The organism is Sphingobium sp. L-44, assembly GCF_056859495.1.
This window is the reverse complement of record NZ_JBSXOQ010000118.1, coordinates 55,891-67,961: the sequence shown is the minus strand read 5'-3', so window position 1 is coordinate 67,961 and position 12,071 is coordinate 55,891. Positions and strand designations below refer to the sequence as shown.

The 12,071-nt window shown below is 65.1% G+C and carries 14 protein-coding genes and 1 tRNA gene; 7 read left to right on the top strand and 8 right to left on the bottom strand.

Going from position 1 to position 12,071, the window contains the following annotated elements:
- Positions 1-14: 14 nt before the first annotated feature.
- Both AC13EK_RS21985 and AC13EK_RS21980 read left to right on the top strand, forming a co-directional pair.
- Positions 15-1,349, top strand: a complete 1,335-nt coding sequence (locus AC13EK_RS21985; RefSeq protein ID WP_069338133.1) for a bifunctional folylpolyglutamate synthase/dihydrofolate synthase — start codon at positions 15-17, stop codon at positions 1,347-1,349.
- A gap of 68 nt (positions 1,350-1,417) precedes the next feature.
- Positions 1,418-1,858 carry a DUF6628 family protein gene (locus tag AC13EK_RS21980; RefSeq protein ID WP_069338132.1) on the top strand — a complete coding sequence of 147 codons (441 nt, stop codon included), beginning with the start codon at positions 1,418-1,420 and terminating at the stop codon, positions 1,856-1,858.
- On the opposite strand, the gene AC13EK_RS21975 is transcribed toward AC13EK_RS21980, so the two are convergent.
- The 3 genes from AC13EK_RS21975 to AC13EK_RS21965 form a co-directional block, all read right to left on the bottom strand.
- Entirely contained in the window at positions 1,855-2,610 is a 756-nt protein-coding gene (locus AC13EK_RS21975) for a tetratricopeptide repeat protein (RefSeq protein WP_069338131.1), read from the bottom strand. The two genes, AC13EK_RS21980 and AC13EK_RS21975, sit on opposite strands and share 4 nt — an antisense overlap.
- 39 nt (positions 2,611-2,649) lie before the next feature.
- Positions 2,650-3,984 carry an AmpG family muropeptide MFS transporter gene (locus AC13EK_RS21970; protein ID WP_277788098.1) on the bottom strand — a complete coding sequence of 445 codons (1,335 nt, stop codon included), beginning with the start codon at positions 3,982-3,984 and terminating at the stop codon, positions 2,650-2,652.
- Between the two features lie 99 nt (positions 3,985-4,083).
- A complete protein-coding gene (locus tag AC13EK_RS21965; RefSeq protein ID WP_026109123.1) occupies positions 4,084-4,566 on the bottom strand; it encodes a response regulator in 483 nt (160 codons plus the stop codon).
- A gap of 174 nt (positions 4,567-4,740) precedes the next feature.
- Between AC13EK_RS21965 and AC13EK_RS21960 the strand changes: the two genes are divergently transcribed.
- Positions 4,741-6,093, top strand: coding sequence for a pseudouridine synthase (locus tag AC13EK_RS21960; protein ID WP_069338134.1), 1,353 nt, complete (start codon positions 4,741-4,743; stop codon positions 6,091-6,093).
- Complete coding sequence (gene rsmD, locus AC13EK_RS21955; RefSeq protein WP_004207665.1) at positions 6,090-6,644, top strand: 16S rRNA (guanine(966)-N(2))-methyltransferase RsmD; 555 nt, start codon at positions 6,090-6,092, stop codon at positions 6,642-6,644. Before AC13EK_RS21960 ends, rsmD begins: the two co-directional genes overlap by 4 nt.
- 15 nt (positions 6,645-6,659) lie before the next feature.
- Here the strand turns inward: rsmD and AC13EK_RS21950 are convergent, their stop codons facing one another.
- Positions 6,660-7,106, bottom strand: coding sequence for a globin domain-containing protein (locus AC13EK_RS21950; protein WP_010336090.1), 447 nt, complete (start codon positions 7,104-7,106; stop codon positions 6,660-6,662).
- Between the two features lie 107 nt (positions 7,107-7,213).
- Between AC13EK_RS21950 and AC13EK_RS21945 the strand changes: the two genes are divergently transcribed.
- Positions 7,214-7,708, top strand: coding sequence for an Rrf2 family transcriptional regulator (locus AC13EK_RS21945; RefSeq protein ID WP_069338129.1), 495 nt, complete (start codon positions 7,214-7,216; stop codon positions 7,706-7,708).
- On the opposite strand, the gene AC13EK_RS21940 is transcribed toward AC13EK_RS21945, so the two are convergent.
- Both AC13EK_RS21940 and AC13EK_RS21935 read right to left on the bottom strand, forming a co-directional pair.
- On the bottom strand, positions 7,665-8,006 hold the full coding sequence (locus AC13EK_RS21940) for a hypothetical protein (protein ID WP_069338128.1): 342 nt from the start codon (positions 8,004-8,006) through the stop codon (positions 7,665-7,667). The genes AC13EK_RS21945 and AC13EK_RS21940 overlap by 44 nt on opposite strands.
- A 106-nt stretch (positions 8,007-8,112) precedes the next feature.
- The gene (locus AC13EK_RS21935; RefSeq protein WP_069338127.1) at positions 8,113-8,508 is read right to left on the bottom strand and encodes a GFA family protein; all 396 of its coding nucleotides are present in this window, start codon (positions 8,506-8,508) and stop codon (positions 8,113-8,115) included.
- Positions 8,509-8,621: 113 nt separating this feature from the next.
- Here AC13EK_RS21935 and AC13EK_RS21930 point away from each other — a divergent pair, with 113 nt between their 5' ends.
- On the top strand, positions 8,622-10,898 hold the full coding sequence (locus tag AC13EK_RS21930) for an ATP-dependent helicase (protein ID WP_069338126.1): 2,277 nt from the start codon (positions 8,622-8,624) through the stop codon (positions 10,896-10,898).
- Positions 10,899-11,017: 119 nt separating this feature from the next.
- Entirely contained in the window at positions 11,018-11,353 is a 336-nt protein-coding gene (locus AC13EK_RS21925) for a hypothetical protein (RefSeq protein ID WP_069338125.1), read from the top strand.
- A 201-nt stretch (positions 11,354-11,554) separates the two neighbouring features.
- Here AC13EK_RS21925 and AC13EK_RS21920 read toward each other — a convergent pair.
- Positions 11,555-11,630: transfer RNA gene (locus AC13EK_RS21920), tRNA-Ala, on the bottom strand.
- Between the two features lie 88 nt (positions 11,631-11,718).
- Complete coding sequence (locus tag AC13EK_RS21915) at positions 11,719-12,057, bottom strand: TIGR02300 family protein (RefSeq protein WP_004207671.1); 339 nt, start codon at positions 12,055-12,057, stop codon at positions 11,719-11,721.
- Between the last annotated feature and the right edge of the window lie 14 nt (positions 12,058-12,071).

Genomic DNA, 12,071 nt, shown 5'->3' with positions numbered 1-12,071 from the left:
GGGATCAGCGCGCCATGGCCGACCATGCCGTTTCGGACGACCCGCAGGTCCAGGCCCAGCTTGACCGGCTCTGGTCGCTGTCCCCCGGCGCCGATATATTGGGACTGGAGCGGATCACCCGGCTGCTGGAGCGGCTGGACGATCCGCACCATCGCCTGCCGCCGGTCTTCCATGTCGCCGGCACCAATGGCAAGGGATCGACCTGCGCCTTCCTGCGCGCCGCGCTGGAGGCGGACGGCAAGACAGTCCATGTCTTCACCTCGCCCCATCTGGTCCGCTTCAACGAACGCATCCGCATCGCCGGCAAGCTGATCGACGATGCCATGCTCGCCGCCTATCTCGCCCGCGTGCTGGATGTGGCCGAAGGGATCGGTGCCAGCTTCTTCGAGGTGACGACCGCCGCTGCCTTCCTCGCCTTTGCCGAACATGACGCCGATGCCTGCATCATAGAGGTCGGCCTTGGCGGGCGGCTCGACGCCACCAACGTCATCGTCGATCCGGTCGTCTGCGGCATCGCCCAGCTCGGCATCGATCATCAGGCCTTCCTGGGCGACACGCTGCCCGTCATCGCCGCGGAAAAGGCCGGCATCGCCAAGCCCGGCGCGGCGCTGGTGACGCAGCGTTATGATGCCACCCTCGCCCCGGTGATGCAGGATGCTGCGGATCGCGCCGGCACCCTATGGCTCGCCATGGGCACCGCCTGGGACGCCGCCGTCTATCGCGACCGGGTCCATTATCGCGACGAACAGGGCCATGTCGACGTGCCGATGCCGCGCCTGCCCGGCGCGCATCAGGTCCAGAATGTCGCCCTCGCCATCGCCATGCTGCGCCATCAGCAGGCCGTGCCGGTCAGCGAGGCGGCGCTGAAGGCCGCGCCGCTCTGGGCGCACTGGCCCGCCCGGCTGCAACGGCTGGAGCGCGGCCCGCTGCTCGCGGCCCTGCCCGATGCGGCGGAAGCCTGGCTCGACGGCGGCCATAATGAAGCCGCCGGCCAGGCGATCAGCGCCTTCTTCACCGCCGACCGGTTGCACAGCCGCCAGATCCAGCTCGTCATCGGCATGCTCGCCAACAAGGATATGGATGCCTATCTCGCGCCGTTCGGCGGCCGGATCGCCCATATCCATGCGCTGCCGGTGCCGGGGCATGATCATCATCCGCCCGAACGCTTCGCCGCCATCGCCGCCCGCTGGGGCATAGGCTGCACCGCCCATGACGGGCCGCAAGCAGCGATCGCCGCCATCGCGCAGGATGCCGCCCAGGCCCAGGATGCAGCCCCCATCATCCTGATCGCCGGCTCGCTCTATATGGCCGGAGAGATTTTGCGGTTGAACGGACAATTACCCGACTGATTTAGACTTGCGAATGCCTCGCAATAGCGTAGCTTGTGTGTCCCCGAGTCACACAAAGGCGCACCCGCATGGCATATGGAGAAAGCTACCCCGTCGAACTGCCCCGGCCCATTCCGGGCGGCTATGGCAATCGGCTGTTCCTGTTCGTCATGCGCCGCATGGCGACGGCGGGGGTCAATGATGCCCATGCCGCCAATGCGATGCTGGGCGCCTTCGGCAAAAGCTATCGCCGGCCCCTGGTGCTGATGCGCGCGATGATGCTGGAACTGGCGCGCGCCGCCAGCCGCAAGATATTGGTCGCGCCCTGTTGCTGCGCGCGGATGACCGCGGACGAGGCGGCGATCATGCAGGCGGTGGGCGATGCGCTGCGCGATCCGCATACCGCCTTCGACAATGTCTCGGGACTGCTGGGCAATGACGATGCGCTGGGCGCGCTCACCTGTCTGCAGGCGGTGGCGCAGGCGCATAGCGACCTTGGCCGGCCGTTGGACCTCTATGCCGCCTCTTAAGCCGCCGCCTTCCGCAACTCCGCCAGCCGCTCGCCGGCCCAGCGATACATGTCGGCCTGGGCGGCGCGCTGGGTGCGGTCGAGCCGCCTGGCCCGCTGCTCGACCTCCTCCAATATCTGCCGCGCGCGCAGCCGGTCACCCTGCTCCAGCAGGAAGGCGGCATAATGGCAGCGCGCCTCCTCGCCGGCATAGCGGCTCATCACATCCTCGAACAGCAGGCGCGCCTGCGCATCCTCACCGATATCGGCCAGCATCCGCGCCCGCAGCAGCGCGCGCCGATCCCATTCGCTGCCCCGGCCGACTTCTGGCACATCGTCCAGCTCCGCCAGTCCCTCGCGGCTGCGTCCCAGTTCGAACAGGGTCTGCGCCAGCTTCACCTGCGTCGTCGCATCCTGTCCCGGCCCCAGCGTCAGCCCCTTGCGATAGGCCGCCTCTGCCTCGGCAAAGCGGCCCAGATCCAGCAGCGCATCGCCCAGTGCGATCCGGTTGGCGGCGGTCTCGGCCAGGTCCAGATCAGCCCGCGCCTTGCGCAGGCCGCGTTCGGGATCGACCTTGCCGACCACCTGGCTGCGCGCGGTGCGCAGATGACGATTGCCCCAATAGGCCGGCAACACCTCCAGCATCAGATAGGCAAAGCAGCCCGCCAGCGAGAAGAGGAAGATGAACAGCATCCAGATCTGGTTGCGGCCGCTGCGCACGACATCGACCGCACAGATGATCTGGATACAGATGGACGCGACGAGGAAGATCATGCGATGCAAAAGTCCTGATTGTTCGACCTATTCGTCACCTCAGTCGTCCGTTGTGCTGGGCTGACGAACGCTGTCCACGACAAAGCCCTTATGCCAGATCAGCCAGAGCAACAGCATGCCGGGCAATGCCGCGACGACCGTCGTCAGCCAGAATCCGACCCATCCCACATTCTCAGCGATGATCCCTGCCGGCGCAGCCAGCCAAGTGCGACCTACAGCAGCGAACGATGACAATAATGCGAATTGGGTTGCGGTGTAGGCAAGGCTGGAAAGGCCGGACAGATAGGTGACGAACACCGTCAAACCGATACCGCTCGTCACCTGCTCCGTCGCCACCGCTATGGTCAGCCACAAATTCGAATGACCGTGCATCGCAACGATGACGAACGTCAAATTGCTGAGCATCATCATCAGCCCCGATATAAACAGGGCGCGCCCCATGCCGAGCCATGCGATGAAAGGCGCAGCCAAGGCCGTGCCGACGATCAGGCCCCAGAAACCAACGACCTTGTTGATGGCGATAAACTCAGCATCGGTGAACCCAAGATCGACGATCATCGGGTTGAGCATGCCCTGCCCCATCGCGTCGCCTATTTTGTAGAGCAGCACGAACAGCAGGATCAGAACCGATCCCTTGCGCCCCAGAAATTCGATAAAGGGATTGAGCACGGTTTCCTTTAGCCATGCGCCGAACTGCTTCCCGGCCATTTCCCCATGGCGATCGACATAAGTGCCCGGCCCTGCCCAGAGCGCGCCAAGCGCGCCCGGCAGCACCAGCAAGGCGGTCAGACCATATGCAAGCGGCCAGCCAAGGCCGAGCCCAGTCTGCGGCGAATAGAGGAAGATCGTCCCGACCCCGGAAAAGAAGGCGCCAAGCCGATAACCGAACTGGTTGGTCGCCGTGCCATAAGGCATCTCTTCATCGCTCAATATCTCGATGCGATAGGCATCGATCACGATATCCTGTGTCGCGCCCAGGAAGGAGACGAGGATCGCGCAAAAGGCGAAATAGCCAAGGTGATTGGCAGGATCGCTGCTCCCCAGCATCCAGATTGCGCCGAACAGCAGCAACTGAATGAAAAACAGCCAGGCGCGCCGCTGACCGAAAAGCCGCGTAAGGACCGGAAGCGGGAGTTTATCGACCAACGGCGCCCAGAGCCATTTGAGCGTATAGGGTGTCGTCAGACCGATAGCGAAACCGATCGTAGACTTCTGGATACCCACTTTGGATAGCCAATAGCCCATCGTGCCAAGCAGCAGCATAAGCGGAAACCCGCTCGATATGCCGATCAACAAGGCCACGAACGGCATTTTCCCGAAATAGGGACGCATGACATCCCGCCAGTTGCGTTTACCCTCGGCGATATCTGTCACACATATTCCCCGCGCCCGTTCATTACGGGCGCCACCATATGAGCAAATGCAGCAGAGGCAAGCGGCACGGCCGCTTGCCTGCCCCGGATCAGCCCAGCCTCAGGCGATCTCGGCGAACAGCTTCATGCCGCGCGGCTTGCGTGGTGGCGCACGTCCGGCCAGCACCGCATCGACCACCGCGATCGCCGCCAGCAGGTCGCGCGGGGCGAAGGGCTTGGCGAGACAGCCGACCGCCAGCGATCGCGCATCGGCGGGGCAGGCACCGGTGACGAACAGCACCGGCAATTGGCGCGCATGGGCATGACGCGCGACCTCAATGCCGCAGCGCCCACCGCGCAGATTGATGTCGGTGACGACCAGATCGACCGATCCGGCATCGATTACGCGGGCAGCATGGGTATGGCTGTCGACGGTGGCGGCGATGCGATAGCCTGCCTGGGACAGGATATGCTCATGGTCGAAGGCGACGAGCGGTTCATCCTCCACCACCAGCACGCTGCGGATGGCGTTGCGCGGCGCACCTGCCCCGTCTCTCGCCCCGTCCCTGGCGGTGTCGTCCCCTCTGATTCGCCCGAAAAACATTTGCTGTCCTGCCCCGTTTCCGCCATGCAACCGACCAACGCCGCGCCCCGGCGCCGGGTTGCGCCCGGCCGGGGCTTTGCCGTTCACATGGACGGCGCTATGGCACCGTTCATCATATTGCACATGCCGCCCTGATATGGGGATGGCCACCCGTCACGAAAAGGAATGCATCAAGTGGAACCGCCAAAAAAATCTGGTCCGCCGCGCCGGTCAGGTCCGGGCGGTCCCAAGCGTCCCTCCGGCCCCGGATCGCGTGGCGCCGCCGATCGCGGCACTGGCCGTGGCCCCGCCCGATCCAACGCCCGATCGGATAGTCGCAACGAAGGTCGTTTTGACAGCCGCAGCGAAGGCCGTTCGGAACGCCCCTCCCCGCGTGGCGACCGCCCCGATCGCGGCCCGCGCCCCGATCGCAATAGCCCCGGCGAGGCCCTCGGCAATCGCTTCGGCGACGGCCGTGGTGAACGTAGCGAAGGTCGCGGCACTCGCTCCGATCGCAGCGCTTCGGGCGAAGGCCGAACTGGTCGCTTTGCCGGAAATCGCGAAGAAGGCCGTGGCGAACGGCCCGCCCGTGGCGCGCGTCCCGATCGCACCGCCGCTGGAGATCGCCCCGCCCGCGCACCCTTTGGCGAGCGTACCGCCCGCCCCGCTTTTGGTGACCGCCCGGCTCGCCCGCGCCCGGAAGGTCGCACGCCCGGCACATCCTATCCGCCGCGCCGCCCTGGCAGCAAGAAGCCGGCTGCGCCCCATGTCGCCAACCCACACCCGGCCCGTGCCGCCGCGGAAACCAGCGGCAAGGGCGAACCCCAGCGCATCGCCAAGCTGCTCGCCCGCGCCGGCATCGCCTCGCGCCGCGAGATCGAGCGGATGATCGAGGAAGGCCGTATCGCCAGGGACGGCGTCACGATCGACACCCCCGCGACGCTGCTGACCTCGCTCCATGGCGTCACCGTCGACGGTGATCCGGTCGCTGCGCCCGCGCCCGCACGCCTGTTCCTGTTCCACAAGCCGACCGGCTTCCTCACCACCGAGCGCGACCCCGCCGGCCGGCCGACCATCTACGACATCCTGCCCGACGACCTGCCGCGGCTGATGCCGATCGGCCGCCTCGACATGAATACCGAGGGACTGTTGCTGCTCACCACCGATGGCGAATTCAAGCGCGAGATGGAATTGCCCTCGACCGGCGTGCCGCGCACCTATCGCGCCCGCGCCTTTGGCGAGGTCAGCCAGCAGCAGCTCGAGGATCTGTTCGACGGCATCGAGATTGACGGCATCCAATATGGTCCGATCGAGGCCAATCTGGAACGGCGCACCGGCCGCAACCAGTGGATCGAAATGACCCTGACCGAGGGCAAGAACCGCGAAGTGCGCCGCGTGCTCGAACATTTCGAACTCAAGGTCAATCGCCTGATCCGCACCAGCTACGGCCCGTTCGAGCTGGGCGAACTGGCCGGCGGCGCGGTCGAGGAAGTGCGCCAGCATGACCTGGTCGCCTTCCGCAGCAGCCTGAAGAAAGCACAGAAATGAGGATCATCTCGGGCCAATGGCGCGGCCGTCCGCTGGTCGCGCCCAAGGGCGACGCCACCCGTCCCACCGGCGACCGCACCCGCGAGACGCTCTTTTCGATGCTGGCAAGCCGGCTGGGATCGTTCGAGGGACTGGCCGTGGGCGATTTCTTCGCCGGCTCGGGCGCGCTCGGCTTTGAGGCCCTGTCGCGCGGCGCCGGCTCCTGCCTGTTCGTCGAACAGGACAAGGCGGCGATCGACGCGATCCGCGCCAATGGCGACAAGCTCGGCCTGCGCCCGGACATCCGCCAGACCAGCGTGCTGTCGCTCGGCCCGACGAAGACGCCGCTCGACCTCATCTTCATGGACCCGCCCTATGACACCGGCGCGGGCCAGGTCGCACTCGACAAGCTGGCGCGCCTGGGCTGGACCAGCCCGGCGACCTGGATCAGCATCGAAACCGACCGGCGCGAAGACGTGGCGGTCAAGGGCTTCATCGTCGACGCCGTGCGCGACGTCGGCAAGGCGCGCCTCACCCTGCTCCGCGCAGAGGACAGCGCGCCCGCCGCGTAACGATCAGGCGAGATATCAGGCGGCCTCTGCGTAGGCCGCCTGTTCCTTGCCGATCAGGATATCGGCCAGGAAGCCATAGGCCTCCGCCCAGGCGGCCAGCACCTCATCGGTCGCCACTTCTTCGCCCAGCACCTCGCGGATCGCCGGCAGCAGCGCGGCCGCCACCTTGGGATAATGGTCCGGCTGCACACCGGTATCGACATGGCGCTGCACCATCCGCGCGATCGCGCCGTCCAGCGCCTGCAACTTGTCGACATTCTCGGCAAAGCCCAGGATCGCCGCCGCCAGCCGACGCGGCTGCTCGCCGCTGGCCTGCGCCGCCTGATCGAACATGTCCTTGATCGACGCATCCTCGAACAGCCGTGCATACATGCGGGTGGTGATCTCGACGCCATGACGCCGCAACGCCGGGCCGGTCGCCTTCACGATGGCGATGGTTTCGGGGGACAGGTTTTCGCGCATGACAGGCTCCTCATCAGGGACTCGATAAGGTTCATTTAATATGCATCTTTTAAGATGTAAATTTAATATATGTTTATGACGCTCTGCCCGCAGGATAGGAGGGCGCGATGCAATTGACCCGCCACACCGACTATGCGCTGCGCGTGCTGATCCATCTCGCCGCCGTGCCGGGCGGACGAGCGACGATCCCGGAAATTGCCGATGCCTATGGCCTGTCGCGCAATCATCTGATGAAGGTGGTGCATGGCCTGGGCCAGGGTGGCTTCATCCGCACCCAGCGCGGTCGCGGCGGCGGCTTTACCCTCGCCGCCGATCCTGTCGACATCCGCATCGGCGCGGTCGTGCGCCATAGCGAGTCGGACATGGCAATGGCCGATTGCGCGTCCTGCGCGATCCGCCCTGCCTGCGGCCTTTCAGGCATATTGGCCCAAGCGGTCGGTGCTTTCCTGACGGTGCTGGACGGCTATAGCCTGGCCGACGCGGCGCGCGACAGAACAGCCCTCGCAGCGCTCATCGCCGCCCTGCCCAGCCCTGCCGCCGCCGATCCCAATCCGGATCTCAGCCCGGCCTGCGCATCCTCTTCTTCGCCTCGCCCGGATTGATGCAACCGTCCTGCACGCCCTTGCCGCAGACCGGATAGGCCTTCGCCTCGGTCGGCGGCGGCGTCATGTTGCCGCCCACCGTCACAGGATTGGCCGCCGTGCCCACCGGCGCGGCCGGATCGCGCGGCACGTCTGCCGGCGCCGGCACCATGCCCGTCTCGGCCGGCACCGCGCCAGTCGGCTGCGCGGCATTGGGATCCTGCTTCTGGGCCGGCGGTGACATCGCCTGCGCCCCGGCCTGACCGGGCATCGCCGCCATCGACAAAGCGGCAAAGCCGGCGATCATGATGATCTTCATCGGGTTCGTCCTTCTACTCCTTGCCCCGAGCAAGGGAGAAACCGGCCGCCCCACCTCCCTGTTCCGCGTCAGCGACGAACCGTGTCGCCGCTGACGCCGACCGCGCTCAGTCCGACGGGTATCGATCGAACCGGGGCAGGTCATGCGCCGCCGCCATCCACGGCGCCGCCTCGGCATATTGGACATGCACCGCCGGCGGAAAGGCGCTCTGGTCGTCCAGCGTCGCGCTCTGGATGTCGATCATGCCGGGAAACACCGTCGGGTTGGTGTAGCACAGCCCGGTGCCGCAGGTGCCGCAGAAATGGCGGGTCGCATTGTCCGACGACTGATAGGTGACCGGATCGCCCTCTATCGTCACCTTGTCATGCGGGAACAGCGCCCAGCCGACCATCGGCGCGCCCGCGCTCATCCGGCAATCGCTGCAATGGCACAGCGCGCTGTAAACCGGCTCGCCCTCCGCCGCATAATGGATCGCCCCGCACTGGCACCGCCCCGTCACCATAATCTTGCTCCATTCGCATCTTGCGTGATTCCCTTTTTGTTCTCATAGATTGCGCCCCGCTGCAAGGCCATCCGCCCTTGCCCCCGCAACCGCCCATCCCTAGTTGATCGCCCATGACCGTGCCTGCCCCCTCTCCCAATGACCCGCCCTATCTCAAGGGCCTCAACGAACCGCAGCGTCAGGCTGTACTGACCACGGAGGGACCGGTGCTGGTGCTGGCCGGCGCGGGCACGGGCAAGACGGCGGCACTCACCGCCCGCCTCGCCCATCTGGTCGCGACCCAGCGCGCCTGGCCCTCGGAAATCCTGGCCGTCACCTTCACCAACAAGGCGGCACGGGAAATGCGCGAGCGTGTCGGCCGGATGATCGGCCCGGCGGTCGAGGGCATGCCCTGGCTTGGCACCTTCCACGCGATCGCCGCCAAGATGCTGCGCCGCCATGCCGAACTGGTGGGCCTTCAGTCCAATTTCACCATCCTCGACACCGATGACCAGTTGCGCCTGATGAAGCAGCTGATCCAGGCGGAGGGAATTGACGAGAAGCGCTGGCCCGCGCGTCAGCTCGCCGGCCTGATCGACCAGTGGAAGAACAAGGGCCTCACCCCGGAGGAAGTCGGTGCCGGCGAGGCGGAGGGCTATGCCCATGGCAAGGGTCAGAAGCTCTATGCCGCCTATCAGGCCCGCTTGCGTGAAGTGAATGCCTGCGATTTCGGTGACTTGCTTCTACATTCTCTCACGATATTGAAGCGCCACCGCGACGTGCTGGAGCAATATCAGCAGCGCTTCAAATATATCATGGTGGACGAATATCAGGACACCAACTCCAGCCAATATCTCTGGCTGCGCCTGCTCGCCCAGACCCGCAAGAATATCTGCTGCGTCGGCGACGACGATCAGTCCATCTATTCATGGCGTGGCGCAGAAGTCGCCAATATCCTGCGGTTCGAAAAGGATTTTCCGGGCGCCGCGATCGTCCGGCTGGAACAGAATTACCGCTCCACCCCGCATATCCTGGGCGCCGCCTCCGGGGTGATCGCGGAAAATGGCAATCGCCTGGGCAAGACCCTATGGACCGACATCGACGTCGGCGAAAAGGTGCGCGTGCTCGGCGTGTGGGACGGGCCGGAGGAAGCCCGCCGCGTCGGCGACGAGATCGAGGCGATCGCCCGCGCCGGTGGATCGCTGGACGAGGTCGCGATCCTCGTCCGTGCCCAGCACCAGACCCGCGAGTTTGAAGACCGCTTCATCCAGATCGGCCTGCCCTATCGCATCGTCGGCGGCTTCCGCTTCTATGAGCGCGCCGAAATCCGCGACGCGCTCGCCTATCTGCGCCTCGTCAACCAACCGGCCGACGATCTGGCCTTCGAACGCATCGTCAACGTGCCGAAGCGCGGCCTGGGCGACAAGGCGGTCGAGAAACTGCACCGGCTGGCGCGCGCGGAGGGCGTTCCCCTAGCCCTCGCCGCTGCCCGCATCCTCGACACCGACGAACTGACGCCCCAGGCGCGTCGTTCGCTCGGCGCCTTCATCGGCGATCTCGCCCGCTGGCGCGATCGCGCCGCACAACTGCCCCATGCCGAACTGGCACGCCAGATCCTGGACGAAAGCGGCTATACCGCCACGCTCCAGGCCGAACGCTCGACCGAGAGCGCCGGGCGCCTCGAAAACCTGAGCGAACTCACCCGCGCGATGGAGGAATATGAGACGCTGGGCGCCTTCCTCGAACATGTCAGCCTGGTCATGGACAATGAGGCGCAGCAGGATGAGCAGAAGCTCACCATCATGACCATCCACGCCGCCAAGGGGCTGGAATTCGACAATGTCTTCCTCGCCGGCTGGGAGGAAGGCATCTTCCCCTCGCAGCGCGCGCTGGACGAAGGCGGGCTCAACAGTCTGGAGGAGGAACGGCGCCTCGCCTATGTGGCGATCACCCGCGCGCGCAAGCGCTGCACCATCCTTCACGCGGCCAACCGCCGCATCTATGGCCAGTGGACCAGTTCCATCCCCTCCCGTTTCGTCGGCGAATTGCCGCCCGAACATGTGGACGAGGAAAGCAGCATGTCCGGCGGCGCCTCGCTCTGGCGCGCCAACTGGTCGGAACGGGACGACCCCTTCGCCAATGTCGCGCGCGGTTCATCGCGGGGGCCGGGCTGGCAGCGCGCCCAGACCAGCGGCCAGTTCAGCCGCGAGCCCGTGCGAATCGTCGAAGCCCGCACCTCCGCCGTATCGCTCGGCAACAAGGGCCGCGACGATGTGTCCGTCGGCCAGCGCGTCTTCCACCAGAAATTCGGCTATGGCACGATTGCCGCGATCGAGGGCAACAAGCTGGAAATCGACTTCGAAACCGCCGGCCGCAAGCGGGTGATGGACAGCTTCGTCACGCTGGCCTGAGCGGCGTTGCCCCGTCCTCATTCGCAAAAGCAGGAATGGCCTAAGAGGGTGGGAAGTGGTCCGGCAGCTTTTCAGCCCACCTATTGGAAAGCAGACGTTGTCAGCCTAGAGCATTTGACATGAATGTGAACGATTACGATCTTCAGCTGGAAGAGTTGCAACGTCGCTCGACGATGCGGCTGTTGGCATCGGAAACCTTCGATACTGAGGCATTTGCTGCTTTGAAGGCACATATTTGCCGGAAAGCCGAAGACCTTCGTAACGAGTATGTTATTTCAAAACAGATACTTAAATGCCTGCGCGAAGCTTCCGGGGCGATCCGCACCCAAGCGGACCACGTCCCCGCTGCTCGCGAGAAACTGCACGTTGCAAACGACTTCGAGATGTTGCTCGACCTCTTGATCGCTGGCGAGGGCTGCGCTGATCGCCAACGAGGAGTACCTCGGATCATTTAGCCGGTGTCTGATTTCGGGCTCTGCAAGCGAGATTGAAACGGCAAAAAAATGGTCGTCAGCCGTCAAAGCCCGACATCGTTATTGCGAATGTAGTGAAATTTGCCGCCAATCGGCAACGACACCGCAGCCAGCCCGACCGAATCCGAAGGCCATCAACGCAATCCCATGGGGCGCGTGTGCATGATGCTATGTGAAGAAAAATGGTGGAGCCTAGCGGGATCGAACCGCTGACCTCCTGCATGCCATGCAGGCGCTCTCCCAGCTGAGCTAAGGCCCCGTACCATCTTGAGGCGCCGTTGGGTCCGGCGCCTCGGAGGTCGCTGCCTCTAGGATCAGGCGATCCCGTTGGCAAGCAGAATTTTCACTTAATTGTCGTCGTCGCCGTCATCGTTGCCGGCATCGACGCCCAGGTCGTCATCGCCGCCCAAATCGACGTCATTATCCGGCGAATCGCCGTCATCATCGACGTCCAGATCGATGTCCAGATCATCGTCCGCCGTCTCCAGCTCGCCATCGGCCGTTTCCACGACCTTCTTGGGCGCGGCCTCTTCATAGGGCAGCGGCTGCTTCGACTTCAGCACCGGTTCGGGCTCCCAGGCGGCGCCGCAGTTGATGCAGGTCACCGGGTCGTCCTTGCCCAGGTCATAGAAGCGAGTCGCGCATTTCGGGCAGGTCCGCTTCGTGCCCCATTCAGCCTTCACCATGTCCGGCCTGTTCC